Origin of the sequence: Thauera carbonicopians, from assembly GCF_025699485.1 — a bacterium.
In the GTDB taxonomy this organism is placed as follows: domain Bacteria; phylum Pseudomonadota; class Gammaproteobacteria; order Burkholderiales; family Rhodocyclaceae; genus Thauera.
Window position 1 is genome coordinate 217109 of the sequence record NZ_JANUXN010000004.1, and the last position, 23759, is coordinate 240867.

At 63.8% G+C, this 23759-nt stretch carries 36 protein-coding genes; 35 read left to right on the top strand and 1 reads right to left on the bottom strand.

Annotated elements, in window-relative coordinates; genetic code table 11:
* Positions 1–10: 10 nt before the first annotated feature.
* The 34 genes from rpsL to galE all read left to right on the top strand — a co-directional run bounded on the left by rpsL (position 11) and on the right by galE (position 19405).
* Positions 11–388: a 30S ribosomal protein S12 gene (gene rpsL / locus NX068_RS08325; RefSeq protein WP_004258162.1), complete on the top strand. Its 378-nt coding sequence runs from the start codon at positions 11–13 to the stop codon at positions 386–388.
* 33 nt (positions 389–421) lie between these two features.
* Entirely contained in the window at positions 422–892 is a 471-nt protein-coding gene (rpsG, locus tag NX068_RS08330) for a 30S ribosomal protein S7 (RefSeq protein WP_263460816.1), read from the top strand.
* 108 nt (positions 893–1000) lie between these two features.
* Positions 1001–3100, top strand: a complete 2100-nt coding sequence (gene fusA, locus NX068_RS08335; protein WP_263460817.1) for an elongation factor G — start codon at positions 1001–1003, stop codon at positions 3098–3100.
* Between the two features lie 45 nt (positions 3101–3145).
* Positions 3146–4336: an elongation factor Tu gene (gene tuf, locus NX068_RS08340; protein WP_263460809.1), complete on the top strand. Its 1191-nt coding sequence runs from the start codon at positions 3146–3148 to the stop codon at positions 4334–4336.
* Between the two features lie 63 nt (positions 4337–4399).
* Complete coding sequence (rpsJ, locus tag NX068_RS08345) at positions 4400–4711, top strand: 30S ribosomal protein S10 (protein WP_002931577.1); 312 nt, start codon at positions 4400–4402, stop codon at positions 4709–4711.
* 112 nt (positions 4712–4823) lie between these two features.
* Positions 4824–5462 (top strand): 50S ribosomal protein L3, encoded by a 639-nt coding sequence (rplC, locus tag NX068_RS08350; protein ID WP_263460818.1) that lies wholly within the window; start codon positions 4824–4826, stop codon positions 5460–5462.
* A 10-nt stretch (positions 5463–5472) separates the two neighbouring features.
* Positions 5473–6093, top strand: coding sequence for a 50S ribosomal protein L4 (rplD, locus tag NX068_RS08355; RefSeq protein WP_263460819.1), 621 nt, complete (start codon positions 5473–5475; stop codon positions 6091–6093).
* The gene (gene rplW, locus NX068_RS08360; RefSeq protein ID WP_263460820.1) at positions 6090–6395 is read left to right on the top strand and encodes a 50S ribosomal protein L23; all 306 of its coding nucleotides are present in this window, start codon (positions 6090–6092) and stop codon (positions 6393–6395) included. Before rplD ends, rplW begins: the two co-directional genes overlap by 4 nt.
* Before the next feature lie 6 nt (positions 6396–6401).
* Positions 6402–7229, top strand: a complete 828-nt coding sequence (gene rplB / locus NX068_RS08365) for a 50S ribosomal protein L2 (protein ID WP_263460821.1) — start codon at positions 6402–6404, stop codon at positions 7227–7229.
* Positions 7230–7239: 10 nt separating this feature from the next.
* Positions 7240–7515: a 30S ribosomal protein S19 gene (gene rpsS, locus NX068_RS08370; RefSeq protein WP_002931587.1), complete on the top strand. Its 276-nt coding sequence runs from the start codon at positions 7240–7242 to the stop codon at positions 7513–7515.
* A 10-nt stretch (positions 7516–7525) separates the two neighbouring features.
* Positions 7526–7855 (top strand): 50S ribosomal protein L22, encoded by a 330-nt coding sequence (rplV, locus tag NX068_RS08375; protein WP_263460822.1) that lies wholly within the window; start codon positions 7526–7528, stop codon positions 7853–7855.
* A 9-nt stretch (positions 7856–7864) separates the two neighbouring features.
* Positions 7865–8635 carry a 30S ribosomal protein S3 gene (gene rpsC / locus NX068_RS08380; RefSeq protein WP_068638395.1) on the top strand — a complete coding sequence of 257 codons (771 nt, stop codon included), beginning with the start codon at positions 7865–7867 and terminating at the stop codon, positions 8633–8635.
* On the top strand, positions 8635–9051 hold the full coding sequence (rplP, locus tag NX068_RS08385; RefSeq protein ID WP_068638402.1) for a 50S ribosomal protein L16: 417 nt from the start codon (positions 8635–8637) through the stop codon (positions 9049–9051). Before rpsC ends, rplP begins: the two co-directional genes overlap by 1 nt.
* 2 nt (positions 9052–9053) lie before the next feature.
* Positions 9054–9248 (top strand): 50S ribosomal protein L29, encoded by a 195-nt coding sequence (gene rpmC, locus NX068_RS08390; RefSeq protein ID WP_068638397.1) that lies wholly within the window; start codon positions 9054–9056, stop codon positions 9246–9248.
* Positions 9245–9514, top strand: a complete 270-nt coding sequence (gene rpsQ, locus NX068_RS08395) for a 30S ribosomal protein S17 (RefSeq protein ID WP_068638399.1) — start codon at positions 9245–9247, stop codon at positions 9512–9514. The genes rpmC and rpsQ overlap by 4 nt, the downstream gene beginning before the upstream one ends.
* Positions 9515–9666: 152 nt before the next feature.
* Complete coding sequence (gene rplN, locus NX068_RS08400; protein WP_004332368.1) at positions 9667–10035, top strand: 50S ribosomal protein L14; 369 nt, start codon at positions 9667–9669, stop codon at positions 10033–10035.
* Between the two features lie 11 nt (positions 10036–10046).
* Complete coding sequence (gene rplX / locus NX068_RS08405) at positions 10047–10364, top strand: 50S ribosomal protein L24 (RefSeq protein WP_263460823.1); 318 nt, start codon at positions 10047–10049, stop codon at positions 10362–10364.
* A 9-nt stretch (positions 10365–10373) separates the two neighbouring features.
* Positions 10374–10913, top strand: a complete 540-nt coding sequence (gene rplE / locus NX068_RS08410; RefSeq protein WP_004258233.1) for a 50S ribosomal protein L5 — start codon at positions 10374–10376, stop codon at positions 10911–10913.
* Between the two features lie 7 nt (positions 10914–10920).
* The gene (rpsN, locus tag NX068_RS08415) at positions 10921–11226 is read left to right on the top strand and encodes a 30S ribosomal protein S14 (protein ID WP_263460824.1); all 306 of its coding nucleotides are present in this window, start codon (positions 10921–10923) and stop codon (positions 11224–11226) included.
* 13 nt (positions 11227–11239) lie between these two features.
* Positions 11240–11635 (top strand): 30S ribosomal protein S8, encoded by a 396-nt coding sequence (gene rpsH / locus NX068_RS08420; protein WP_263460825.1) that lies wholly within the window; start codon positions 11240–11242, stop codon positions 11633–11635.
* A gap of 12 nt (positions 11636–11647) precedes the next feature.
* The gene (gene rplF / locus NX068_RS08425) at positions 11648–12181 is read left to right on the top strand and encodes a 50S ribosomal protein L6 (protein ID WP_263460826.1); all 534 of its coding nucleotides are present in this window, start codon (positions 11648–11650) and stop codon (positions 12179–12181) included.
* A gap of 11 nt (positions 12182–12192) precedes the next feature.
* Positions 12193–12546 carry a 50S ribosomal protein L18 gene (gene rplR / locus NX068_RS08430; protein ID WP_263460827.1) on the top strand — a complete coding sequence of 118 codons (354 nt, stop codon included), beginning with the start codon at positions 12193–12195 and terminating at the stop codon, positions 12544–12546.
* A 12-nt stretch (positions 12547–12558) separates the two neighbouring features.
* On the top strand, positions 12559–13083 hold the full coding sequence (gene rpsE, locus NX068_RS08435; protein WP_004332363.1) for a 30S ribosomal protein S5: 525 nt from the start codon (positions 12559–12561) through the stop codon (positions 13081–13083).
* Between the two features lie 3 nt (positions 13084–13086).
* On the top strand, positions 13087–13269 hold the full coding sequence (gene rpmD, locus NX068_RS08440) for a 50S ribosomal protein L30 (RefSeq protein WP_004332362.1): 183 nt from the start codon (positions 13087–13089) through the stop codon (positions 13267–13269).
* A gap of 1 nt (position 13270) precedes the next feature.
* Complete coding sequence (rplO, locus tag NX068_RS08445) at positions 13271–13708, top strand: 50S ribosomal protein L15 (protein ID WP_068638408.1); 438 nt, start codon at positions 13271–13273, stop codon at positions 13706–13708.
* 14 nt (positions 13709–13722) lie between these two features.
* Complete coding sequence (gene secY, locus NX068_RS08450) at positions 13723–15048, top strand: preprotein translocase subunit SecY (protein ID WP_068638409.1); 1326 nt, start codon at positions 13723–13725, stop codon at positions 15046–15048.
* A 1-nt stretch (position 15049) separates the two neighbouring features.
* Positions 15050–15268 carry a translation initiation factor IF-1 gene (gene infA / locus NX068_RS08455; protein ID WP_002931617.1) on the top strand — a complete coding sequence of 73 codons (219 nt, stop codon included), beginning with the start codon at positions 15050–15052 and terminating at the stop codon, positions 15266–15268.
* 24 nt (positions 15269–15292) lie between these two features.
* Positions 15293–15406: a 50S ribosomal protein L36 gene (rpmJ, locus tag NX068_RS08460; protein ID WP_004258276.1), complete on the top strand. Its 114-nt coding sequence runs from the start codon at positions 15293–15295 to the stop codon at positions 15404–15406.
* Positions 15407–15459: 53 nt separating this feature from the next.
* Positions 15460–15822 carry a 30S ribosomal protein S13 gene (gene rpsM, locus NX068_RS08465; protein WP_263460828.1) on the top strand — a complete coding sequence of 121 codons (363 nt, stop codon included), beginning with the start codon at positions 15460–15462 and terminating at the stop codon, positions 15820–15822.
* Between the two features lie 12 nt (positions 15823–15834).
* Positions 15835–16224 carry a 30S ribosomal protein S11 gene (gene rpsK, locus NX068_RS08470; RefSeq protein WP_068638411.1) on the top strand — a complete coding sequence of 130 codons (390 nt, stop codon included), beginning with the start codon at positions 15835–15837 and terminating at the stop codon, positions 16222–16224.
* A gap of 14 nt (positions 16225–16238) precedes the next feature.
* Complete coding sequence (gene rpsD, locus NX068_RS08475) at positions 16239–16868, top strand: 30S ribosomal protein S4 (RefSeq protein ID WP_263460829.1); 630 nt, start codon at positions 16239–16241, stop codon at positions 16866–16868.
* Between the two features lie 39 nt (positions 16869–16907).
* Positions 16908–17888 (top strand): DNA-directed RNA polymerase subunit alpha, encoded by a 981-nt coding sequence (locus NX068_RS08480; RefSeq protein WP_442806714.1) that lies wholly within the window; start codon positions 16908–16910, stop codon positions 17886–17888.
* A 25-nt stretch (positions 17889–17913) separates the two neighbouring features.
* Positions 17914–18306, top strand: a complete 393-nt coding sequence (rplQ, locus tag NX068_RS08485; RefSeq protein ID WP_068638413.1) for a 50S ribosomal protein L17 — start codon at positions 17914–17916, stop codon at positions 18304–18306.
* A 79-nt stretch (positions 18307–18385) separates the two neighbouring features.
* A complete protein-coding gene (galE, locus tag NX068_RS08490) occupies positions 18386–19405 on the top strand; it encodes a UDP-glucose 4-epimerase GalE (protein ID WP_263460831.1) in 1020 nt (339 codons plus the stop codon).
* A 160-nt stretch (positions 19406–19565) separates the two neighbouring features.
* Here the strand turns inward: galE and uvrA are convergent, their stop codons facing one another.
* The gene (gene uvrA / locus NX068_RS08495; RefSeq protein WP_263460832.1) at positions 19566–22397 is read right to left on the bottom strand and encodes an excinuclease ABC subunit UvrA; all 2832 of its coding nucleotides are present in this window, start codon (positions 22395–22397) and stop codon (positions 19566–19568) included.
* Positions 22398–22569: 172 nt separating this feature from the next.
* On the opposite strand from uvrA, the gene NX068_RS08500 reads away from it, so the two are divergent.
* Positions 22570–23751 (top strand): MFS transporter, encoded by a 1182-nt coding sequence (locus NX068_RS08500; protein WP_263460833.1) that lies wholly within the window; start codon positions 22570–22572, stop codon positions 23749–23751.
* The last annotated feature ends 8 nt before the right edge of the window (positions 23752–23759 follow it).

Below are 23759 nucleotides of genomic sequence, written 5' to 3' on the forward strand. Positions count from 1 at the left end.
TTCTTAAGCTATGCCAACAATCAATCAGCTTGTCCGCAAGCCGCGCCAGATGGAAGCTTCGAAGAGCAAGGTTCCGGCCCTGGAAGCTTGCCCGCAGAAGCGTGGTGTGTGCACCCGCGTCTATACCACGACCCCGAAGAAGCCGAACTCGGCGCTGCGTAAGGTCGCCAAGGTTCGCCTGACCAACGGTTTCGAGGTCATCTCGTACATCGGTGGTGAAGGCCACAACCTGCAGGAGCACTCCGTCGTGCTGATCCGTGGCGGCCGTGTGAAGGACTTGCCCGGTGTGCGCTACCACATCGTTCGCGGCTCCCTCGACTTGCAGGGCGTCAAGGATCGCAAGCAGTCGCGTTCCAAGTACGGCGCGAAGCGTCCGAAGAAAGCCTGATTGTTGGCCCAAGAAATTTAGCGAGAGGTTGTCATGCCGCGTCGTCGTGAAGTACCCAAGCGCGATGTCCTGCCGGACCCGAAGTTCGGTAGCCAGGACGTTTCGAAGTTCATCAACGTGATCATGCAGTCGGGCAAGAAGTCCGTTGCCGAGCGCATCGTCTATGGCGCGTTCAATCACATCACTGCCAAGGCCGGCAAGGATCCGCTGGAAGTGTTCTCGGCGGCGGTCGGCAACGTCAAGCCGGTGGTCGAGGTCAAGAGCCGCCGCGTCGGTGGTGCCAACTACCAGGTTCCGGTCGAAGTGCGTCCGTCGCGCCGCATGGCGCTGTCGATGCGCTGGCTGCGCGAAGCCGCGCGCAAGCGTGCCGAGAAGTCGATGGCCCAGCGCCTCGCCGGCGAACTGCTCGAGGCCGCCGAAGGCCGTGGCGCCGCCATGAAGAAGCGCGAAGAAGTACACCGCATGGCCGAAGCCAACAAGGCATTCTCGCACTTCCGCTTCTGATCCTCGTCAGTAGCGGTATCTCGGGCCCTGTACAGGGCTCGATTGTTTTCTAACGCAAGAAATTCGTTGATCGCGACCAGTGCGCGCATAACAGAAGGCAGGTAAAACGTGGCTCGCAAGACTCCCATCGAGCGCTACCGCAATATCGGTATCTCCGCTCACATCGACGCCGGCAAGACGACTACGACCGAGCGCATCCTCTTCTACACCGGCGTGAGCCACAAGCTCGGCGAGGTGCATGACGGCGCGGCGACTACCGACTGGATGGCGCAGGAACAGGAGCGCGGCATCACGATCACCTCGGCGGCCGTGACCTGCTTCTGGAAGGGTATGGATCAGTCCTATCCCGAGCACCGCTTCAACATCATCGATACCCCGGGACACGTCGACTTCACCATCGAAGTCGAGCGCTCGATGCGCGTGCTGGACGGCGCCTGCATGGTCTACTGCGCGGTGGGTGGCGTTCAGCCCCAGTCGGAAACCGTGTGGCGCCAGGCGACCAAGTACAAGGTGCCGCGTCTGGCCTTCGTGAACAAGATGGACCGCTCCGGCGCCAACTTCTTCAAGGTCGTCGACCAGATGAAGACCCGCCTGAAGGCGAATCCGGTGCCGGTCGTCGTGCCGATCGGTGCGGAAGATACCTTCAAGGGTGTCGTCGATCTGCTGAAGATGAAGGCGATCATCTGGGACGAAGCTTCCCAGGGCATGAAGTTCGAGTACGGCGAAATCCCGGCCGACATCGTCGGCGTGGCCGAAGAATGGCGCGCCAACATGGTCGAGGCGGCGGCTGAAGCGTCCGAAGAGCTGATGAACAAGTACCTCGAGGAAGGCGAGCTTTCCGAGGAAGAGGTCATCGCCGGTCTGCGCGCCCGTACCCTGGCCTGCGAGATCCAGCCGATGCTGTGCGGCACCGCGTTCAAGAACAAGGGCGTGCAGCGCATGCTCGACGCCGTGATCCAGTACCTGCCGTCGCCGGTCGACATTCCGCCGGTCGCCGGCGTCGATGACGACGAGAAGGAAGTCGTGCGCCATGCCCGGGACGACGAGAAGTTCTCGGCGCTGGCCTTCAAGTTGATGACCGACCCCTTCGTCGGCCAGCTGACCTTCATCCGCGTCTATTCGGGCGTGCTGGAGTCGGGTTCGACCGTGCTGAACTCGGTCAAGAACAAGAAGGAGCGCATCGGCCGCCTGCTGCAGATGCACGCCAACGACCGCGAGGAAATCAAGGAAGTGCTGGCGGGCGACATCGCCGCCGTGGTCGGCCTGAAGGACGTCACCACCGGCGAGACGCTGTGCGACGTTTCCGCGCCGGTGATCCTCGAGCGCATGGTCTTCCCGGATCCGGTGATCCACGTCGCCGTCGAGCCGAAGACCAAGGGCGATCAGGAAAAGATGGGCCTGGCCCTCAGCCGCTTGGCTGCCGAAGATCCGTCCTTCCGCGTGCGTACCGACGAGGAGTCGGGCCAGACCATCATCTCGGGCATGGGTGAGCTGCACCTCGAGATCATCGTCGACCGCATGAAGCGCGAATTCAACGTCGAAGCCAACGTCGGCGCACCGCAGGTCGCCTACCGCGAAACCATCCGCAAGGCTGCCAACGACGTCGAAGGCAAGTTCGTCAAGCAGTCCGGCGGCCGCGGCCAGTACGGTCACGTCGTCATCAACCTCGAGCCGGCCGAACAGGGCAAGGGCTACGAGTTCGTCGATGCGGTCAAGGGCGGCGTGGTGCCGCGCGAGTACATCCCGGCGGTCGACAAGGGCATCCAGGAAACCCTCAACAACGGTATCCTCGCCGGCTTCCCGGTGGTCGATGTCAAGGTCACGCTGCACTTCGGTTCGTACCACGATGTGGACTCGAACGAAAATGCGTTCAAGATGGCCGGTTCGATGGCCTTCAAGGAAGCCATGCGCCGCGCCAGCCCGGTGCTGCTCGAGCCGATGATGGCGGTCGTGGTCGAGACCCCGGAAGACTACATGGGCAACGTCATGGGCGACCTGTCGGGCCGCCGTGGCATCGTCCAGGGCATGGACGACATCCCGGGCGGCATGAAGGAAATCAAGGCCGAGGTGCCGCTGGCCGAAATGTTCGGCTACGCTACCCAGCTGCGCTCGCTGACCCAGGGTCGCGCGACCTACTCGATGGAGTTCAAGCACTACGCCGAAGCTCCGAAGAGCGTTGCCGAAGCCGTCATCAGCAGCCGCAAGTAATCATTCACAGATTCACAGTAACGACAAACCAGAGGACTCACAGACATGGCAAAGGGTAAGTTCGAACGTACCAAGCCGCACGTCAACGTTGGCACGATTGGTCACGTTGACCACGGCAAGACGACGCTGACGGCCGCGATCACGACGGTGCTGACGAAGAAGTTCGGCGGTGAAGCGAAGGACTATGCGTCGATCGACAGCGCGCCGGAAGAGAAGGCACGCGGGATCACGATCAACACCGCGCACGTCGAGTACGAAACCGCGACGCGCCACTACGCTCACGTCGACTGCCCGGGCCACGCCGACTACGTCAAGAACATGATCACGGGTGCCGCGCAGATGGACGGCGCGATCCTGGTGTGCTCGGCCGCCGACGGCCCGATGCCGCAGACCCGCGAGCACATCCTGCTGGCCCGCCAGGTGGGCGTGCCCTACATCGTCGTGTTCCTGAACAAGTGCGACATGGTCGACGACGAAGAGCTGCTCGAGCTGGTCGAGATGGAAGTGCGCGAGCTGCTGTCGAAGTACGACTTCCCGGGCGACGACATCCCGATCATCAAGGGTTCGGCGCTGAAGGCGCTCGAAGGCGACCAGTCGGACATCGGCGAACCGGCGATCTTCCGCCTGGCCGACGCGCTGGACAGCTACATCCCGACGCCGGAGCGCGCGATCGACCGTCCGTTCCTGCTGCCGATCGAAGACGTGTTCTCGATCTCGGGCCGCGGTACCGTGGTGACCGGCCGTGTCGAGCGCGGTGTCGTCAAGGTCGGCGAGGAAATCGAAATCGTCGGCATCAAGCCGACGGTCAAGACCACCTGCACCGGCGTGGAAATGTTCCGCAAGCTGCTGGATCAAGGTCAAGCGGGCGACAACGTGGGCGTGCTGCTGCGCGGCACCAAGCGTGAAGACGTCGAGCGTGGCCAGGTGCTGTGCAAGCCGGGTTCGATCACGCCGCACACGCACTTCACGGGTGAGATCTACGTGCTGTCGAAGGAAGAGGGTGGTCGTCACACGCCGTTCTTCAACAACTACCGTCCGCAGTTCTATTTCCGTACGACGGACGTGACCGGCTCGATCGAGCTGCCGGAAGGCACCGAGATGGTGATGCCGGGCGACAACGTGTCGATCACGGTGAAGCTGATCGCGCCGATCGCGATGGAAGAAGGTCTGCGCTTCGCGATCCGTGAAGGCGGCCGCACCGTCGGCGCCGGCGTCGTCGCCAAGGTCATCGAGTAATACTCGTTGCGGGCGGAATCCCCTGATTCCGCCCAACGCTCTTTTCGCTCTTTAGGAAATACCATGCAGAACCAGAAAATCCGCATCCGTCTGAAGGCATTCGACTATCGCCTGATCGACCAGTCGGCGCTCGAGATCGTCGATACCGCCAAGCGCACCGGCGCCGTCGTTCGTGGCCCCGTACCGCTGCCGACCCGCATCGAGCGTTTCGACCTGCTGCGTTCGCCGCACGTCAACAAGGCTTCGCGCGACCAGATGGAAATCCGTACGCATCAGCGCCTGATGGACATCATCGATCCGACCGACAAGACGGTCGACGCGCTGATGAAGCTGGACCTTCCGGCAGGTGTGGATGTCGAGATCAAGCTGCAGTAAGCAATCCCTGCTTGCGAAAGTTTGGAACAGGCCGGTATAATCCGGCCTTTGTGCCTTTTGGCGCATTAATTGTGACCCCCGGTCAATCGCAACCGGGATTCAGGAGAAAAAAATGAGTCTAGGCCTTGTTGGACGCAAGGTCGGCATGACTCGCATTTTCGCCGAGGATGGCAGGTCCATCCCGGTGACGGTGCTTGACGTGTCGGATAATCGTGTGTCCCAGATCAAGACCTCTGAAACCGACGGTTATGCCGCGGTTCAGGTCGCTTATGGCAAGCGTCGCGCCAGCCGGATCACCAAGCCGGTGGCAGGCCACCTGGCCAAGGCGGGCGTCGAGCCCTGCCGTGGCATGAAGGAATTCCGCGTCGCCGAAGACCAGCTCGCAGGCTTCAATGCCGGCGACGTGATCAGCGCCGACCTGTTCCAGGTCGGGCAGAAGGTCGACGTGACCGGTGTGACGATCGGTAAGGGCTTCCAGGGCCCGATCAAGCGCCACAACTTCTCGTCCAACCGTGCTTCCCACGGTAACTCCATTTCGCACCGCTCGCCCGGTTCGATCGGTATGGCGCAGGATCCGGGTCGCGTGTTTCCGGGCAAGCGCATGGCCGGTCAGTACGGCAACGTCCAGCGCACGACCCAGGGTCTGGAGATCGTTCGTGTCGACGCCGAGCGCCAGTTGCTGCTGGTGAAGGGTGCTGTGCCCGGTTCGAAGGGTGGCGACGTCGTCGTCTGCCCGGCGGTCAAGGCTTGAGGAGCGCGGAATGGAACTGAAACTCTTGAATGATCAGGGTCAGGCCGCGTCGACGCTGCAGGCGTCGGATGTGCTGTTTGGCCGTGATTACAACGAAGCGCTGGTGCACCAGGTCGTGACGGCCTATCTCGCCAATGCGCGTTCGGGTAATCGCAAGCAGAAGGGCCGCTCCGAGGTCGCCAAGTCGACCCGCAAACCCTTCCGCCAGAAAGGTACGGGCAATGCCCGCGCCGGTATGGCTTCGAGCCCGCTGTGGCGCGGAGGCGGCAAGGTCTTCCCGAATACGCCGGACGAAAACTTCAGCCAGAAGGTCAACCGCAAGATGTATCGCGCGGGTGTGGCTGCGATCCTGTCGCAACTGGCGCGTGAAGATCGCCTGGCGGTGGTCGACAGCTTCAGCGTCGAGGCGCCGAAGACCCGTCTGCTGTCTCAGAAGCTGAAGGGCATGGGCCTGGACTCCGTCCTGGTCATCACCGACGAAATCGACGAGAACCTGTTCCTGTCTTCGCGCAACCTGCACCAGGTGCTGGTGCTGTCGGTCAGCGAAGCGGATCCGGTGTCGCTGGTGCGTTTCCCGAAGGTGCTGGTCACCAAGGGTGCGCTGGCGAAGATGGAGGAAGCGTGGCAATGAGCGCGATCAGTCAGGAACGTCTGCTGCAGGTGCTGCTCGCCCCGCAGATCTCCGAAAAGGCGACTTTCGTCGCCGACAAGAATGAGCAAGTGGTGTTCAAGGTCGCATCCGACGCCACCAAGCCCGAAGTGAAGGCGGCTGTCGAGTCGCTGTTCAAGGTCGAGGTCAAGTCCGTTCAGGTGCTGAACGTCAAGGGCAAGGCCAAGCGTTTCGGCAAGACCATGGGGCGCCGCAAGGACTGGAAGAAGGCTTTCGTCTGCCTGAAGCCCGGCCAGGAAATCAACTTCGCGGCCGGGGAGTAATAGATCATGGCAATCGTAAAACTCAAGCCGACCTCGGCCGGTCGTCGTGCCCAGGTCAAGGTGGTCAATCCCGACCTGTACAAGGGTCGTCCGCTCGCCTCGCTGGTCGAGAAGCAGAGCAAGAATGCCGGCCGCAACAACAGCGGTCGCATCACCATCCGCCACCAGGGCGGCGGTCACAAGCAGCACTACCGCATCGTCGATTTCCGTCGCAACAAGGACGGCATCCCGGCGAAGGTCGAGCGCATCGAGTACGACCCGAACCGTTCGGCGAACATCGCGCTGCTGTGCTACGCCGATGGCGAGCGCCGCTACATCATCGCGCCGCGTGGCGTCGAAGTCGGCCAGCAACTGCTGAGCGGCGTCGAAGCGCCGATCCGTCCGGGCAACGCGCTGCCGATCCGCAACATTCCGGTCGGTTCGACGATCCACTGCATCGAAATGATGCCGGGCAAGGGTGCGCAGATCGCCCGTGCCGCGGGTACCTCGGTGCAGCTGCTGGCGCGCGAGGGCAGCTATGCCCAGTTGCGTCTGCGTTCCGGTGAAATCCGCCGCGTGCACGTCGAGTGCCGTGCAACGATCGGTGAAGTCGGTAACGGCGAACACGGTCTGCGCAAGATCGGCAAGGCCGGTGCCAACCGCTGGCGCGGCATCCGCCCGACCGTCCGCGGCGTGGCGATGAACCCGGTCGATCACCCGCACGGTGGTGGCGAAGGCCGCACCGGCGAGGCTCGCGAGCCGGTCAGCCCGTGGGGTACGCCTGCCAAGGGTTATCGCACCCGTAGCAACAAGCGCACCGACAACATGATCGTGCAGCGTCGTCACAAGCGTTAAGGGGTAAAAGATGGCACGTTCTATCAAAAAAGGCCCGTTCATCGACGCGCACCTGCTGAAGAAGGTCGACGCGGCACGGACGAGCAACGACAAGCGCCCGATCAAGACCTGGTCGCGCCGTTCCACGGTTCTGCCCGATTTCATCGGTCTGACGATTGCCGTGCATAACGGCAAGCAGCACATCCCGGTGTTCGTGACCGAGAACATGGTCGGCCACAAGCTGGGTGAATTCGCGCTGACGCGTACCTTCAAGGGTCACGCTGCCAGCAAGAAGGCCAAGCGCTAAGAGGGACGACATGGAAACCAAAGCAATTCTCCGTGGCGTTCGGCTGTCGGCCCAGAAGGGCCGCCTGGTCGCCGACCTGGTTCGCGGCAAGTCCGTCGAGCAGGCGCTGAACATCCTGGCGTTCTCGCCGAAGCGCGGCGCCAAGATTATCCGCAAGGTGGTCGAGTCGGCCATTGCCAACGCCGAGCACAACGATGGCGCCGATATCGACGCGCTGAAGGTCAAGACCATTCACGTGGAAGAAGGCATGACGCTGAAGCGCTTCACCGCGCGTGCGAAGGGTCGCGGCAACCGCATCCTCAAGCCCACCTGCCACGTCTACGTGACCGTCGGCGAGTAAGGAGTAAACATGGGTCAGAAAATCAATCCCACTGGCTTCCGTCTCGCCGTCACGCGTGACTGGGGTTCGCGCTGGTTCGCTTCCAGCCGTGATTATGCCGGTATGCTGCACGAAGACCTGAAGGTGCGCGAGTACCTGAAGAAGCGCCTGGCGCACGCCTCGGTCGGCCGCGTGGTCATCGAGCGTCCGGCCAAGAACGCCCGCGTGACGCTGTACAGCGCCCGCCCGGGTGTCGTGATCGGCAAGAAGGGCGAGGACATCGAAGCGCTGAAGCGCGATCTGCAGAAGATCGTCGGCGTGCCGGTCCACGTCAACATCGAGGAAGTGCGCAAGCCCGAAGTCGATGCCAAGCTGATCGCCGACTCGATCGCGCAGCAGCTCGAGAAGCGCATCATGTTCCGCCGTGCGATGAAGCGCGCGATGCAGAACGCCATGCGCCTCGGCGCCCAGGGCATCAAGATCATGAGCTCGGGCCGCCTGAACGGCGCCGAAATCGCCCGTACCGAGTGGTACCGCGAAGGCCGTGTGCCGCTGCACACCCTGCGTGCCAACATCGACTACGGCGTCTCGGAAGCGAAGACGACCTACGGCATCATCGGCATCAAGGTCTGGGTGTTCAAGGGCGAGATGCTTGGCCGCAACGAGCAGCCGGTCGCTGCCGAGCCTGAAGCCGACAACCGCCGTGGCCGCCGTGGCGCTCCGCGTGACGGTGAAGGCCGTCCGGGTCGCCGTCCCGCCCGTCGTGGCGAAGGCCGGCAAGAAGAAAGCAGGGGTGAATGATGCTGCAGCCGACTAGAAGGAAATATCGCAAGGAGCAGAAGGGCCGCAACACCGGTATCGCTACCCGTGGTGCGAAGGTGTCCTTCGGCGAGTTCGGGCTGAAGGCGGTCGGTCGCGGTCGCCTGACCGCGCGCCAGATCGAATCGGCGCGTCGTGCGATGACCCGCCACATCAAGCGGGGTGGTCGTATCTGGATCCGCATCTTCCCGGACAAGCCGATTTCGCGTAAGCCCGCCGAAGTGCGTATGGGTAACGGCAAGGGCAACCCGGAGTACTGGGTTGCGGAAATCCAGCCCGGCAAGGTGCTGTATGAGATGGACGGCGTGGACGAAGCGCTCGCCCGTGAAGCATTCCGGCTCGCAGCCGCCAAGCTTCCGATCGAGACGGTCTTCGTGACTCGCATGGTGGGAGCTTGAGCATGAAGGCGAGTGAACTCCGCGCCAAGAGCGCTGATGAGTTGAACACGGAGCTGGTCGAACTGCTGAAGGCGCAGTTCTCGCTGCGCATGCAGCACGCGACGCAGCAGTTGGGTAACACGAGTCAGATCGGGAAGGTTCGTCGCGACATCGCGCGCGTCCGCACCATCCTGCGCGAAAAGGCGGGTCAGCAATGAGCGAACAGGTTCAAAAGGTTCGTCGCGCGCTGGTTGGGCGTGTGGTGAGCGACAAGATGCAGAAGACCGTCACGGTCCTGGTCGAAAGCCGGGTCAAGCATCCGCTGTACGGCAAGATCATCACGCGTTCGGCCAAGTACCACGCGCACGTCGAAGACGGCGCGGCCGCGGCCGGTGATCTGGTCGAAATCGAGGAATGCCGCCCGATCTCGCGCACCAAGACTTGGCGTGTCGCCAAGGTGCTCGAGAAGGCACGCGTCATCTGAGTGGTGAGTAAGTAGCAAACGAAAAAACAGCTTGGCGCTTCGGCGTCAGGCTGTTATAATTTTGCCTCTTTGCTCCGGGGCTCGCTCGGGGCATCCTACCCTGACGGGTTCCAAGACTGTCCGCGAATGCGGGATAAGTTGGAGATATTTTCATGATTCAAATGCAGTCCAGACTGGACGTGGCCGACAACACCGGCGCACGCTCGGTGATGTGCATCAAGGTTCTGGGTGGTTCGAAGCGCCGCTATGCCGGCGTCGGCGACATCATCAAAGTGACCGTGAAGGATGCTGCACCGCGTGGCCGTGTGAAGAAGGGTGACGTCTACAACGCCGTGGTGGTTCGCACTGCCAAGGGTGTTCGTCGTCCTGACGGCTCGCTGGTCAAGTTCGACAACAACGCGGCCGTCCTCCTGAACAACAAACTCGAGCCGATCGGCACCCGTATCTTCGGGCCGGTGACGCGCGAGCTGCGCTCCGAGCGGTTCATGAAGATCGTCTCGCTGGCGCCTGAAGTGCTCTGAGGAGTCGCTAGATGAACAAGATCCGCAAGGGTGACGAAGTGGTGGTGCTGACGGGCAAGGATCGCGGCCGTCGTGGCACCGTGCTGCGCCGCGTCGATGACGAGCGCGTCGTGGTCGAAGGTGTGAATCGGGTCAAGAAGCACGTGCGCCCGAATCCGCTGAAGGGTGAAGTGGGTGGCATCGTCGAAAAGGAAATGCCCATCCATGTCTCGAACGTCGCGCTGTTCAATCCCGCCACCCAGAAGGGTGATCGCGTCGGGATCAAGACGCTTGAAGACGGCCAGAAGGTCCGCTTCTTCAAGTCGAACGGCGAGCTGGTGAACGCCTAAGGAGTGACGATGGCTCGCTTGCAACAGGTTTACAAGGACGAAGTCGCGCCGGCACTGCAGAAGCAGTTCGGCTACAAGTCCGTGATGGAAGTGCCGCGCATCACCAAGATCACCCTGAACATGGGTGTCGGTGAAGCCGTTGGCGACAAGAAGATTCTGGAACACGCCATCGGCGACATGACCAAGATCGCCGGCCAGAAGCCGGTCGCGACCAAGGCTCGCAAGTCGATCGCCGGCTTCAAGATCCGCGACGGCTATCCGATCGGCTGCATGGTGACGCTGCGCGGCCCGCGCATGTTCGAATTCCTCGATCGCCTGGTGACGATCGCGCTGCCGCGCGTTCGCGACTTCCGTGGTATCGGTGCCAAGGGCTTCGACGGCCGTGGCAACTACAACCTCGGCGTCAAGGAACAGATCATTTTCCCGGAAATCGAGTACGACAAGATCGATGCTCTGCGCGGGATGAACATCAGCATCACGACGACGGCGAAGACGGACGAAGAGGCGCGTGCGCTTCTGGGTGCGTTCAAGTTCCCGTTCAAGAATTGAGGGTGATATGGCGAAACTCGCTCTGATCAACCGCGAAGCCAAGCGTGCGAAGCTGGTGGCCAAGTTTGCCGCCAAGCGTGCCGCGCTGGTTGCGCAGGTCCAGGACAGCAAGCTGTCCGAAGAAGAACGCATGGCGGCCCGTCTTGCGCTGCAGCAGCTGCCGCGCAATGCCAACCCGACGCGTCAGCGCAATCGTTGCGCGCTGACCGGTCGTCCGCGCGGTGTGTTCCGCAAGTTCGGTCTGTGCCGCAACAAGCTGCGCGAGATCGCTTTCCGCGGCGAAGTGCCTGGCATGACCAAGGCGAGCTGGTAAGGAGAATTCGAAGATGAGTATGTCCGATCCCATCGCCGACATGCTGACGCGCATCCGCAACGGCCAGCAGGCTCAGAAGGCATCCGTGTCGATGCCGTCGTCGAAGCTGAAGGTCGCGATCGCGAAAGTGCTGCAGGACGAAGGTTACATCGACGGTTTCGCCGTCAACGACGAAACCGGCAAGCCGACCCTGGACGTGACGCTGAAGTACTACGCGGGCCGCCCGGTGATCGAGCGCATCGAGCGTGTCAGCCGCCCCGGTCTCCGTATCTACAAGGGTAGCGACGAGCTGCCGCGCGTGATGAACGGTCTCGGTGTCGCGATCGTGTCCACGCCGCGCGGCGTGATGACCGACCGCAGCGCGCGTGCAAATCGCGTCGGCGGCGAAGTCATCTGCCTGGTCGCGTAAGGGGGAGATGCAATGTCTCGTGTAGCTAAGAATCCGGTGGCGATTCCGAAGGGTGTCGAGGTCGTGATCTCCGACGCCGAAATCGCCGTCAAGGGCCCCCTGGGTACGCTGCGCCAGCCGCTGACCGGCCAGGTCAGCGTCGAGCGCGAAGGCGACGAACTGGTCTGCAAGGCCCGCGAAGGCGTGGAAAATGCCCGCGCGATGTCGGGTACCGTCCGTGCGCTGGTGAACAACATGGTAACCGGCGTGACCAAGGGCTTCGAGCGCAAGCTGACCCTGGTCGGCGTGGGCTACCGTGCCCAGGCTCAAGGCGACAAGCTCAATCTGTCGCTCGGTTTCTCGCATCCGGTGGTGCACCAGATGCCGGAAGGCGTGAAGGTCGAAACGCCTTCGCAGACCGAGATCCTGATCAAGGGCAGCGACAAGCAGAAGGTTGGCCAGGTTGCGGCCGAGGTGAGAGCTTACCGCGCTCCCGAACCCTACAAGGGCAAGGGCGTCCGCTACGCGGATGAAGTGGTGGTTCTCAAGGAAACCAAGAAGAAGTAAGGCGGTTCGTCATGAACAAGAAAGAAACTCGTCTTCGCCGTGCGCGCAAAACTCGCGCCAAACTCGCGGAGCTCAAGGCGGTTCGCCTCGCGGTGTTCCGGTCCAACTGCCACATCTACGCCCAGGTCATCTCGGGCTGCGGCTCCAAGGTGCTCGCCGCAGCGTCGACGGTCGAAGCCGATGTCCGCGCCCAGGCGCCGAACGGCGGCAACAAGGCTGCCGCGGAACTCGTCGGCAAGCTGATCGCCGAGCGTGCGAAGGCCGCCGGCATCGAGCAGGTCGCGTTCGACCGCTCGGGCTTCCTGTATCACGGCCGCGTCAAGGCGCTGGCCGAGGCTGCCCGCGAAGGCGGCCTCAAGTTCTAAGCGAGGAATCGAATGGCTAAGCAGCAAACCAAACGTGCGCAAGCCTCCGACGAGCGCGATGACGGCCTGCGGGAGAAGATGGTCGCGATCAATCGCGTGACCAAGGTCGTCAAGGGCGGCCGGATTCTCGGTTTTGCCGCACTGACCGTGGTCGGCGACGGCGACGGCGCGATCGGCATGGGCAAGGGCAAGTCGCGCGAAGTGCCGGTGGCGGTGCAGAAGGCGATGGACGAAGCGCGTCGCAAGTTGCGCAAGGTCTCGCTGAAGAACGGCACCCTGCAGCACACGGTGATCGGCAAGCATGGCGCCGCCTCGGTGCTGATGCAGCCCGCGCCGGCCGGTACCGGCATCATCGCCGGCGGCCCGATGCGCGCCGTGTTCGAAGTGATGGGCGTCACCGACGTGATCTGCAAGTGCATTGGCTCGGCCAATCCTTACAACGTCGTGCGTGCCACCATCAACGGCCTGATGGCGATCAACACCCCGGCGGAAATTGCGGCCAAGCGCGGCAAGACCGTCGAAGAGATCCTGGGGTAAGCGATGTCGGACAAGAAAATCAAGGTGACGCTCGTCAAGAGCGTGATCGGCACCAAGCAGTCGCACCGCGCCACCGTTCGCGGTCTGGGCCTGCGCCGTCTCAACCACACGGTCGAGCTGGCGGATACGCCCGAAGTGCGCGGCATGATCAACAAGGTGTCCTACCTGCTCAAGCGTGAGGGTTGATATGCGCCTGAATAACATCAAGCCGGGTGCCGGCTCCAAGTCGGCCGCCAAGCGCGTCGGCCGGGGCATCGGCAGTGGCCTGGGCAAGACCTGCGGCCGCGGCCACAAGGGCCAGAAGTCGCGTGCAGGCGGTTTCCACAAGACGGGTTTCGAGGGCGGTCAGATGCCCCTGCAGCGTCGTCTGCCGAAGCGCGGTTTCGTGTCGCTGACGCGTGCCCGCAACGTCGAAGTGCGCCTGTCCGAACTGGCGGCCGTGCCGGTCGAGGAAATCGATCTGCTGACGCTGAAGCAGGCTGGCGTGGTGCCGGGCGATGCGCTGTCGGCCAAGGTGGTGCTGTCCGGCGCGATCGACCGCAAGGTCGTACTGCGTGGCGTCGGCGCGACCAAAGGTGCCAAGGCGGCGATCGAAGCTGCCGGCGGCTCGGTGTCGGCTGAGTAATAAAGGGACGAGCTGTGGCCAATCCTTCCGCCACGCTGGGCAATCCGGGACGGTTCGGCGACCTCAAGCGTCGCCTGCTGTTCCTGCTGGGCGCGCTGATCGTCTATCGCTTGGGCGCTCATATTCCCGTCCCCGGCATCGATCCGGATCAACTGGCCGAACTGTTCCAGTCTCAGGCCGGCGGCATCCTCGGGGTTTTCAACCTGTTCTCCGGTGGGGCGCTGTCGCGCTTCACCATCTTCGCCCTGGGCATCATGCCCTACATTTCGGCCTCGATCATCATGCAGTTGATGACCGTGGCGGTGCCGAGTCTCGAGGCGCTGAAGAAGGAAGGCGAAGCAGGGCGCAGGAAGATCACGCAGTACACGCGCTACGGCACCCTCGTGCTCGCCTTCGCCCAGTCGCTGGGCATGGCGATCGCACTCGAAGGCCAGCCCGGGCTGGTGCTCGATCCGGGCCTGACCTTCCGCTTCGTGACCGTCGCCACGCTGGTCACCGGGACGATGTTCCTGATGTGGCTGGGTGAGCAGATCACCGAGCGCGGGATCGGCAACGGCATCTCGATCATCATCTTCGCCGGTATCGTCGCGGGCCTCCCGAGTGCCATCGGCGGACTGTTCGAGCTGGTGCGCACGGGTTCGATGCACCCCTTCACGGCGCTGTTCATCTGCGTGCTGGTGGTGCTGGTGACGGGTTTCGTGGTGTTCGTCGAGCGTGGCCAGCGCAAGATCCTGGTGAACTACGCCAAACGCCAGGTCGGCAACAAGATCTACGGCGGGCAAAGTTCCCATCTGCCGCTGAAGCTGAACATGTCGGGGGTGATTCCGCCGATCTTCGCCTCGAGCATCATCCTGTTCCCGGCGACGCTGGGGCAGTGGTTCGGTTCGTCGGAAGGGATGTACTGGCTGCGTGACATCGCCTCCACGCTGTCTCCCGGCCAGCCGATCTACGTGATGCTGTATGCGCTGGCGATCGTGTTCTTCTGCTTCTTCTATACCGCGCTGGTGTTCAATGCGCGGGAGACGGCAGACAACCTGAAGAAGAGCGGTGCATTCGTTCCGGGTATCCGGCCGGGCGATCAGACCGCGCGTTACATCGACAAGATTCTCATGCGGCTGACGCTGGCTGGCGCGGTGTATATCACCCTGGTCTGCCTGCTGCCCGAGTTCCTGATCCTGAAGTGGAACGTCCCGTTCTACTTTGGCGGCACTTCGCTGCTGATCATCGTGGTCGTCACGATGGATTTCATGGCGCAGGTTCAGGCGGCGGTGATGTCGCACCAGTACGAGAGTCTGCTGAAGAAGGCGAACTTCAAAGGGGCGGGTTTCCCGACCAGGTAACATGGCGAAGGAAGATGTCATCGAGATGCAGGGCGAGGTCACGGAAAACCTGCCCAATGCAACGTTTCGTGTCAGGCTCGAGAACGGCCACATGGTTCTCGGCCACATCTCCGGAAAAATGCGGATGCACTACATCCGCATCCTTCCTGGTGACAAGGTGACGGTGCAGCTCACCCCTTACGACCTGACAAAGGGCCGGATCGTCTTCCGGACCAAGTGAGAATAGAGAAACAGGAGCAAGAACATGCGAGTCCAGGCGTCAGTCAAGCGGCTTTGCCGCAACTGCAAGATCATCCGCCGCAAGGGTGTCGTGCGCGTCATCTGCACCGATCCGCGGCATAAGCAGCGCCAGGGTTGATTAAGTCAACTCTAGCTATTAAAATTTAATGTTTAGCGTTTTGGGGTAGACGGATGGCCCGTATTGCTGGGGTAAACATTCCCAATCACAAGCACGCCGAGATCGCGTTGACCGCAATCTTTGGGATCGGCCGTACGCGTGCTCAGAAAATCTGCGACGCCGCGGGCATCGTGCGCTCGGTCAAGATCAAGGATCTGACCGAGTCGGACATGGAAAAGCTGCGCGACGAAGTGGGCAGGTTCGTCGTCGAAGGCGATCTGCGCCGCGAAGTGACGATGAACATCAAGCGACTGATGGACCTGGGCTGCTATCGCGGCGTCCGCCATCGTCGCGGCCTGCCGCTGCGGGGTCAGCGTACCCGTACAAATGCGCGTACCCGCAAAGGTCCCCGCAAGGCGATCGCCGGCAAGAAGTAATAGGAACCGATAATGGCTAAGACTGGAACGAAGGTTCGTAAGAAGATCAAGAAGAATGTGGCCGAAGGCATCGCCCACATTCACGCGAGCTTCAACAATACGATCATCACCATCACCGACCGTCAGGGCAATGCGCTGTCGTGGGCGACCTCCGGCGGCGCCGGCTTCAAGGGCTCGCGCAAGAGCACGCCGTTCGCAGCCCAGGTGGCTGCCGAGGCTGCCGGCAAGGTGGCGCAGGAGTGCGGCATCAAGAACCTGGAAGTGCGCATCAAGGGCCCCGGTCCTGGCCGCGAATCTTCCGTGCGTGCGCTGAACGCGCTGGGGATCAAGATTTCCAGCATCACGGACATCACCCCCATCCCGCACAACGGCTGCCGTCCGCCGAAAAAGCGCCGTATCTGACAAGGAGTTGATAAGTGGCTCGTAATCTCGATCCCAAGTGCCGTCAGTGCCGTCGCGAAGGCGAAAAGCTGTTCCTGAAGGCTGAAAAGTGTTTCACCGACAAGTGCGCCATCGAGCGCCGCGCCTATGCGCCTGGCCAGCACGGCCAGCGCTCGGGCCAGCGTCTGTCGGGCTATGGCGTGCAGCTGCGCGAAAAGCAGAAGATCCGCCGCCTGTACGGCGTGCTCGAACGCCAGTTCCGCAAGGTCTACGCCGAGGCGGATCGCCGCCGTGGCCAGACCGGTGAGAACCTGCTGCAACTGCTCGAAGGCCGTCTGGACTCCGTCGCCTACCGCATGGGCTTCGGCGGTTCGCGCGCCGAAGCTCGCCAGGTCGTCCGCCACAATGGCGTGCTGGTCAATGGCAAGCGCGTCAATATTCCGTCGTATGTCGTGCGTCCGGGCGACGTGGTCGAGCTGAGCGAACGCGCTCGCGCCCACCTCCGCGTCAAGGCCGCGCTGGAAGCCGCCTCGTCGCGTGGCTTCCCCGAGTGGCTGGAAGTGGATGCCAAGGCTGGCAAGGGCGTCTTCAAGGCCTACCCGGCGCGCGCCGAACTTCCCCCCACGATCAACGAAGGCCTGGTGGTGGAACTGTACTCCCGTTGATCGGGAGGCTGATCCTCTTCTAGTTCCGAGGGAATGCTGATGCAAAGCAATGCACTGCTGAAACCGCGCATCATCGACGTCCAGAGCAGCTCGCCGGTTCAGGCGCGCGTGACGATGGAGCCGTTCGAGCGTGGCTTCGGCCATACGCTGGGGAATGCGCTGCGGCGCATCCTCCTGTCGTCGCTGCCCGGTCACGCAGCGACCGAAGTGTCGATCGAAGGCGTGCTCCACGAGTACTCCACGCTCGACGGCGTGCGCGAGGACATGGTCGACCTTCTGCTGAACCTGAAAGGCGTCGTGTTCAAGCTGCACAACCGCAGCGAGGCCATGCTCCGCCTGACGAAGTCGGGTGAAGGCGTGGTGCGGGCGGGTGACATCGAAGTCGGTCACGACGTCGAGATCATCAATCCCGATCACGTCATCGCCCACATCGCGCCGGGCGGCAAGCTCGACATGCAGATCAAGGTCGAGGAAGGCCGTGGCTACGTGCCCGGCAACGTTCGTCCGGTCAACGCCGAGAGCAAGACGATCGGCCGTATCGTGCTGGACGCTTCGTTCGGGCCGGTGCGTCGCGTCAGCTACCTGGTCGAGAGCGCCCGCGTCGAGCAGCGTACCGACCTGGACCGTCTGGTGGTCGATATCGAGACCAACGGCGCGGTCGATCCCGAGCAGGCCATCCGCTACGCCGCCCGCGTGCTGATGGACCAGCTGTCGGTGTTCGCCGAACTCGAAGGGACGCCGGTGTCGGCGCCGATCGAGAAACAGATGACGATCGATCCGGTGCTGCTGCGCCCGGTCGATGATCTCGAGTTGACCGTGCGCTCGGCCAACTGCCTGAAGGCAGAGAACATCTACTACATCGGCGACCTGATCCAGCGGACCGAAACCGAGCTGCTGAAGACCCCGAACCTGGGCCGCAAGTCGCTGAACGAAATCAAGGAAGTGTTGGCCTCCCGCGGCCTGACCCTTGGCATGAAACTGGAAAACTGGCCGCCGGCCGGGCTTGAAAAGCTCGGTTGAGACGCCGGGCAAGTGAGGAATTGAAATGCGTCACCGCAATGGTCTTCGCAAGTTGAATCGTACCAGCAGCCACCGCCAGGCGATGTTCCGCAACATGGCCAACTCGCTGCTGCGCCACGAAGTGATCAAGACGACCCTGCCGAAGGCGAAGGAACTGCGCCGCGTCGTCGAGCCGATGATCACGCTGGGCAAGAAGCCCAACCTGTCCAACCGCCGTCTGGCTTTCAACCGCCTGCGCGACCGCGAGATGGTCGTCAAGCTGTTCGATGAGCTGGGTCCGCGCTACGCTACCCGCAACGGTGGCTATCTGCGCATCCTGAAGTGCGGCTTCCGTGACGGCGACAATGCGCCGATGGCTTTCGTCGAGCTGCTCGACCGTCCCGAGGGCGAAGCCGTCGAAGTCGACGAGGCAGCCTGATCGGGCTGGCTTCAGCGAAAAAAGCCGGGCTCTGCCCGGTTTTTTTTCGTCCATCTCCGCTACCTGGAGGAACCGATTCATGAGCGTGACCCTGGTGACTGGCGGGGCCGGCTACATCGGCTCGCATACCTGCGTCGAATTGCTGTCCGCGGGGCGCGATGTCGTCGTCCTGGATGATCTGTCGAATGCTTCTCCCGAAGCGGTGCGCCGGATCGAGGAGCTCGCGGGGCGCCCGCTTCGCGCCTTCATCCAGGGCGATGTGCGGGATGCCGCGCTGCTCGAGACGGTGTTTCGCACCCATCCGGTGGAGGCCGTCATCCATTTCGCCGCCAAGAAGGCGGTCGGCGAATCCGTCGAGCAGCCGCTGGCCTACTACGATAACAATCTGCTCGGCCTGATGCGCCTGCTGCAGGCGATGGATGCCGCGACGTGCCGGCGGATCGTGTTCAGTTCGTCGGCAACCGTCTACGGCGATCCGGCCAGCGTGCCGATCGACGAGGGTTTTCCGACCACGGCGACCAATCCCTACGGCTGGACCAAGCTGATGGGCGAGCAGATCCTGCGGGATCTCGCGGTGTCCGATCCGCGCTGGAACATCGTGCTGCTGCGCTACTTCAATCCGGTGGGGGCGCATGCGAGCGGCCGCATCGGCGAGGATCCGGACGGCCTGCCCAATAACCTGATGCCTTACGTCAGCCAGGTGGCTGTCGGCCGCCTCCAGCGCCTCAGGGTCTTCGGCAACGACTATCCGACACCGGACGGCACCGGTGTGCGCGACTACATCCACGTCGTCGATCTGGCGCTCGGCCACCTGAAGGCGCTGGAGCGCATCGAGGCGCTGCTCGGGGTGACGACGCTGAACCTCGGCACCGGGCGCGGCTACAGCGTGCTGGAGATGGTGCGGGCTTTCGAGCAGGCTTCGGGGCGTGAAGTGCCATTCGACATCGTCGATCGGCGCCCCGGCGACGTCGCCGCCTGCTGGGCTGATCCAAACCGCGCGGCGGAGGTGCTGGGCTGGCGAGCCGAGCGTGATCTCGCGGCGATGTGTGAAGATGCCTGGCGCTGGCAGTGCAGCAACCCGAAGGGTTATCGGAGCTGAGGCGGGAGGCTGCGGTAGCGCAGTTTTCCGTAGGAGTGGCTTCAGCCGGGGGGTGCTGAGCCGCGAATGCAGGCCACAGGCCTGCCTCGCCGAGAAAAGGCGCTGTCGCACCCTTTCGCGGCTGGGCGCCCCTGGCTGAAGCCGCTTCCCGCGGATCGTTTCAGCGTGCCGTTGCGGCGAGTACCTTCTGCAGGTAGCGCCCGGTGTGGCTGGCGGGGTTCGCCGCGACGGTTTCCGGGCTGCCGCAGGCCACCACCATGCCGCCGCCGGCGCCGCCTTCGGGGCCCATATCGACGATCCAGTCGGCAGTCTTGATGACGTCGAGGTTGTGCTCGATGATCACGATCGTGTTGCCCTGGTCGCGCAGGCGGTGCAGCACTTTCAGCAGCAGCTCGATGTCCTGGAAATGGAGGCCGGTCGTCGGTTCGTCGAGGATGTACAGGGTGCGGCCGGTATCCCGCTTCGACAGTTCCAGGGCCAGTTTCACCCGCTGGGCCTCGCCGCCGGACAGCGTCGTCGCGCTCTGGCCCAGGCGGATGTAGCCCAGGCCGACGTCCATCAGCGTCTCGAGCTTGCGCGCGACGGCCGGCACCGGGGCGAAGAAGGCCAGCGCCTGTTCGACCGTCATTTCCAGCACTTCCTGGATGCTGCGGCCCTTGTAGCGGATTTCCAGCGTCTCGCGGTTGTAGCGCTTGCCGTGGCAGATGTCGCAAGGCACGTACATGTCGGGCAGGAAGTGCATCTCGACCTTGACCAGGCCGTCGCCCTGGCAGGCCTCACAACGTCCGCCGCGGACGTTGAACGAGAAGCGGCCCGGACCATAACCGCGTGCGCGCGCCTCGGGGACGCCGGCGAAGAGTTCGCGGATCGGCGTCAGCATGCCGGTGTAGGTCGCGGGGTTCGAGCGCGGCGTGCGCCCGATCGGCGACTGATCGACGTTGATGACCTTGTCGAAGGCTTCCAGACCCTCGATCGCGTCATGCGGCGCGGGTTCGGTGGCCGACTTGTAGAGGTGGCGGCTGGCCGCGGCAGCGAGGGTGTCGTTGATCAGGGTGGATTTGCCCGAACCGGAAAGGCCGGTGACGCAGGTCAGCAGGCCGAGCGGCAGGGCGACGTCCACGTTCTTCAGGTTGTTGCCGCGGGCGCCGACGATGCGCAGCATGCGCGTTTCGTCGGGTAACGTGCGGCGGGAGGGGACGGCGATCGAGCGCCGGCCCGACAGGTAGTCGCCGGTCACCGACGCCGGGTCGGCGATGACTTCGGCCGGCGTGCCGTGGGCGACGATGCGGCCGCCGTGCTCGCCGGCGCCGGGGCCCATGTCCACCAGGTAGTCGGCATGGCGGATCGCGTCCTCGTCGTGCTCGACGACGATCACCGTGTTGCCGAGGTCGCGCAACTGGCCGAGCGTGGCCAGCAGGCGGTCGTTGTCGCGCTGGTGCAGGCCGATCGAAGGTTCGTCGAGCACGTAGAGCACACCGGTCAGGCCCGAGCCGATCTGGCTCGCCAGGCGGATGCGCTGGGCCTCGCCGCCGGACAAGGTGTCGGCCGAGCGGTCCAGCGACAGGTAGTCGAGGCCGACGTTGATCAGGAAGCTCAGGCGGTCGGCGATCTCCTTGACGATCTTGTCGGCGACCTGTCCGCGTGCGCCCTCGAGCTTGAGGCCGGCGAAGAAGTCGCGGCATTCGCCCAGCGGCAGGTGGCCGATCTCATGCAGCGCCTGCCCGCCGATCAGCACGTGGCGCGCTTCGCTGCGCAGCCGGCTGCCCTTGCAGCTCGGGCAGGGCTGGGTGGCGCGGTACTTGGTCAGCTCCTCGCGCACGGCGATCGAGTCGGTTTCCCTGAAACGCCGTTCGAGGTTGGGGATGATGCCTTCGAAAGGGTGCTCCTTCAGCACCGTGCGGCCGTTGTCCGCCATGTAGCGGAAAGCGATCTTTTCCTTGCCCGAGCCGTGCAGCACGATCTCGCGCACCTTGGCCGGCAGCGTTTCGTAAGCGGCCTCGACGTCGAAGCCGTAATGGCCGGCGAGGCTCGTCAGCATCTGGAAGTAGAACTGGTTGCGCCTGTCCCAGCCGCGGATCGCGCCGGCGGCCAGCGACAGTTCCGGGTGGGCGACCACGCGCGCCGGGTCGAAGAACTCGACCTGGCCCAGGCCGTCGCATTTCGGGCAGGCGCCGGCCGGATTGTTGAAGGAAAACAGCCGGGGTTCGAGTTCGGCCAGCGCGAAGCTGCACACCGGGCAGGCGAAGCGAGCGGAGAACAGGTGTTCCCGGCCGCCGTCCATCTCGACCGCGATCGCGCGGCCGTCGGCATGGGTCAGCGCGGTCTCGAAGGACTCCGCCAGCCGGTCGCGCAGGTCCTCGCGGACCCTGAGGCGGTCGATGACCACTTCGACATTGTGCCGCCGGCCCTTTTCCAGTGGCGGCATCGCGTCCAGCTCCATCACCTCGCCGTCGACGCGGACGCGGACGAAACCCTGGGCGCGCAGGTCGGCGAACAGGTCGGCCTGCTCGCCCTTCCTGCCGGCAACGACGGGAGCCAGGATCATCAGCCGCGTCTCGGCGGGCAGCGCCAGCACGTGGTCTACCATCTGCGCCACGCTCTGCGCCTCCAGCGCGTGCTCGGGATGGTCGGGGCAGTGGGGCGTGCCGGCGCGGGCGTACAGCAGGCGCAGGTAGTCGTGGATCTCGGTGACGGTGCCGACCGTCGAGCGCGGGTTGTGGCTGGTGGCCTTCTGCTCGATCGAGATCGCCGGCGACAGGCCTTCGATCAGGTCCACGTCGGGTTTTTCCATCAACTGCAGGAACTGGCGGGCATAGGCCGACAGCGACTCGACGTAGCGGCGCTGGCCTTCGGCGTACAGCGTGTCGAAAGCCAGCGAGGACTTGCCCGAACCCGACAGCCCGGTGATCACCGTCAGCCGGTTGCGCGGCAGATCGATGTTGATGTTCTTCAGGTTATGGGTCCTGGCACCGCGGATGCGGATTTCGTCCATGGCTGCACGGCTGGCGGTAGGGAACCCGAAACTATAAGAGAGAACGCAGGTGCGAGCCAATCCGGAACGGCCGGGAGAAGCTGCAGTGCGCGATGCCGGGGTGGCGCGATGCTAGAATTGACCGCTTTATCGAAGCCCATCTTCCCGCATGTCCGCTCCGCCGCACGATCCGATGACTTCCGCCGAACGCCGGGCTGGCATGAGCCTGGCGGCGATCTTTGCGCTGCGCATGCTGGGTCTGTTCCTGATCCTGCCGGTGTTCGCGGTCTACGCCGAAGGCATTCCGGGCGGCGACGACCTGACCCTGGTCGGCCTGGCGATCGGCGCCTACGGCTTGACCCAGGCCTGCCTGCAGATCGCCTATGGCGCGGCCTCCGATCGCTTCGGCCGCAAGCCGGTGATCGTCTTCGGCCTGTTGCTGTTCGTCGTCGGCAGCGCGGTCGCGGCGCTCGCGGCCGACATCCACATGATCATCGCCGGCCGCGTGCTGCAGGGTGCCGGGGCGATCTCGGCGGCGGTCACCGCGCTGGCGGCCGACCTGACGCGTGACCAGCACCGGACCAAGGTCATGGCCATGATCGGCTCGTCGATCGGGCTGGTGTTCGCCTTGTCGATGGTGGCGGCGCCGCTGCTGTATGCGGCGATCGGCATGAGCGGCATCTTCTGGCTGACCGCGGCGCTGGCCTGTGCGGCGATCGCCGTCGTGCTGTGGGTGGTGCCGGCCGCGCCGCCGGTGCCGCGTGCCAACGGCGGCCGCTTCATCGACGTGCTGCGCGACGGCCAGCTGATGCGCTTGAACTTCGGCGTCTTTGCGCTGCACCTGATCCAGACCACGATGTGGGTCATGGTGCCGGTGGGACTGGTCGCCGCAGGGCTGCCGATGCCCGAGCACTGGAAGGTTTATCTGCCCGCGGTGCTGCTGTCCTTCGTCGTCATGGTGCCTGCCGTGATCGTCGCCGAACGGCGCAACCTGATGAAGCCGGTGTTCAACGCCGCGATCTGCCTGCTGGCGCTGGTGCAGTTCGGCCTGTGGCTGTTCGGCGACGGCTTGCTGCCGCTGGCGCTGCTGCTGACCCTGTTCTTCGTTTCCTTCAACGTGCTGGAAGCGACGCAGCCGTCCTGGATTTCGCGCATCGCGCCCGCACATTCGAAGGGGACGGCGCTGGGTGTCTACAACACGCTGCAGTCGGTCGGCCTGTTCCTGGGGGGGCTGCTCGGCGGCTGGCTCGGGCAACGTTTCGGGGCCGGCGCGGTCAGTCTGGTCTGTGGCGCGCTGGCGCTTCTCTGGCTGCTGCTGGCATCGAGCATGACCCCACCTCCGGTACGTGCGGTGCCGGCGCCCGAAAGGGCATGAACCACCGC

Excerpts from the sequence above, each read along its gene's own strand:
- rpsE (WP_004332363.1), top strand. The coding sequence starts at position 12,559 with ATGGCTAAGCAGCAAACCAAACGTGCGCAAGCCTCCGACGAGCGCGAT.
- rplV (WP_263460822.1), top strand. The coding sequence starts at position 7,526 with ATGGAAACCAAAGCAATTCTCCGTGGCGTTCGGCTGTCGGCCCAGAAG.
- rpsN (WP_263460824.1), top strand. The coding sequence starts at position 10,921 with ATGGCGAAACTCGCTCTGATCAACCGCGAAGCCAAGCGTGCGAAGCTG.
- rplW (WP_263460820.1), top strand. The coding sequence starts at position 6,090 with ATGAGCGCGATCAGTCAGGAACGTCTGCTGCAGGTGCTGCTCGCCCCG.
- rplO (WP_068638408.1), top strand. The coding sequence starts at position 13,271 with ATGCGCCTGAATAACATCAAGCCGGGTGCCGGCTCCAAGTCGGCCGCC.
- rplB (WP_263460821.1), top strand. The coding sequence starts at position 6,402 with ATGGCAATCGTAAAACTCAAGCCGACCTCGGCCGGTCGTCGTGCCCAG.
- rpmC (WP_068638397.1), top strand. The coding sequence starts at position 9,054 with ATGAAGGCGAGTGAACTCCGCGCCAAGAGCGCTGATGAGTTGAACACG.
- rplQ (WP_068638413.1), top strand. The coding sequence starts at position 17,914 with ATGCGTCACCGCAATGGTCTTCGCAAGTTGAATCGTACCAGCAGCCAC.
- tuf (WP_263460809.1), top strand. The coding sequence starts at position 3,146 with ATGGCAAAGGGTAAGTTCGAACGTACCAAGCCGCACGTCAACGTTGGC.
- NX068_RS08480 (WP_442806714.1), top strand. The coding sequence starts at position 16,908 with ATGCAAAGCAATGCACTGCTGAAACCGCGCATCATCGACGTCCAGAGC.
- rpmD (WP_004332362.1), top strand. The coding sequence starts at position 13,087 with ATGTCGGACAAGAAAATCAAGGTGACGCTCGTCAAGAGCGTGATCGGC.
- rplF (WP_263460826.1), top strand. The coding sequence starts at position 11,648 with ATGTCTCGTGTAGCTAAGAATCCGGTGGCGATTCCGAAGGGTGTCGAG.
- rplR (WP_263460827.1), top strand. The coding sequence starts at position 12,193 with ATGAACAAGAAAGAAACTCGTCTTCGCCGTGCGCGCAAAACTCGCGCC.
- rplE (WP_004258233.1), top strand. The coding sequence starts at position 10,374 with ATGGCTCGCTTGCAACAGGTTTACAAGGACGAAGTCGCGCCGGCACTG.
- uvrA (WP_263460832.1), bottom strand. The coding sequence starts at position 22,397 with ATGGACGAAATCCGCATCCGCGGTGCCAGGACCCATAACCTGAAGAAC.
- NX068_RS08500 (WP_263460833.1), top strand. The coding sequence starts at position 22,570 with ATGACTTCCGCCGAACGCCGGGCTGGCATGAGCCTGGCGGCGATCTTT.
- rpsJ (WP_002931577.1), top strand. The coding sequence starts at position 4,400 with ATGCAGAACCAGAAAATCCGCATCCGTCTGAAGGCATTCGACTATCGC.
- rpsQ (WP_068638399.1), top strand. The coding sequence starts at position 9,245 with ATGAGCGAACAGGTTCAAAAGGTTCGTCGCGCGCTGGTTGGGCGTGTG.
- rplP (WP_068638402.1), top strand. The coding sequence starts at position 8,635 with ATGCTGCAGCCGACTAGAAGGAAATATCGCAAGGAGCAGAAGGGCCGC.
- rplC (WP_263460818.1), top strand. The coding sequence starts at position 4,824 with ATGAGTCTAGGCCTTGTTGGACGCAAGGTCGGCATGACTCGCATTTTC.
- rpsK (WP_068638411.1), top strand. The coding sequence starts at position 15,835 with ATGGCTAAGACTGGAACGAAGGTTCGTAAGAAGATCAAGAAGAATGTG.
- rpsM (WP_263460828.1), top strand. The coding sequence starts at position 15,460 with ATGGCCCGTATTGCTGGGGTAAACATTCCCAATCACAAGCACGCCGAG.
- rpsL (WP_004258162.1), top strand. The coding sequence starts at position 11 with ATGCCAACAATCAATCAGCTTGTCCGCAAGCCGCGCCAGATGGAAGCT.
- rplX (WP_263460823.1), top strand. The coding sequence starts at position 10,047 with ATGAACAAGATCCGCAAGGGTGACGAAGTGGTGGTGCTGACGGGCAAG.
- rpsC (WP_068638395.1), top strand. The coding sequence starts at position 7,865 with ATGGGTCAGAAAATCAATCCCACTGGCTTCCGTCTCGCCGTCACGCGT.
- infA (WP_002931617.1), top strand. The coding sequence starts at position 15,050 with ATGGCGAAGGAAGATGTCATCGAGATGCAGGGCGAGGTCACGGAAAAC.
- rplD (WP_263460819.1), top strand. The coding sequence starts at position 5,473 with ATGGAACTGAAACTCTTGAATGATCAGGGTCAGGCCGCGTCGACGCTG.
- rpsS (WP_002931587.1), top strand. The coding sequence starts at position 7,240 with ATGGCACGTTCTATCAAAAAAGGCCCGTTCATCGACGCGCACCTGCTG.
- rplN (WP_004332368.1), top strand. The coding sequence starts at position 9,667 with ATGATTCAAATGCAGTCCAGACTGGACGTGGCCGACAACACCGGCGCA.
- rpsG (WP_263460816.1), top strand. The coding sequence starts at position 422 with ATGCCGCGTCGTCGTGAAGTACCCAAGCGCGATGTCCTGCCGGACCCG.
- rpmJ (WP_004258276.1), top strand. The coding sequence starts at position 15,293 with ATGCGAGTCCAGGCGTCAGTCAAGCGGCTTTGCCGCAACTGCAAGATC.
- rpsH (WP_263460825.1), top strand. The coding sequence starts at position 11,240 with ATGAGTATGTCCGATCCCATCGCCGACATGCTGACGCGCATCCGCAAC.
- galE (WP_263460831.1), top strand. The coding sequence starts at position 18,386 with ATGAGCGTGACCCTGGTGACTGGCGGGGCCGGCTACATCGGCTCGCAT.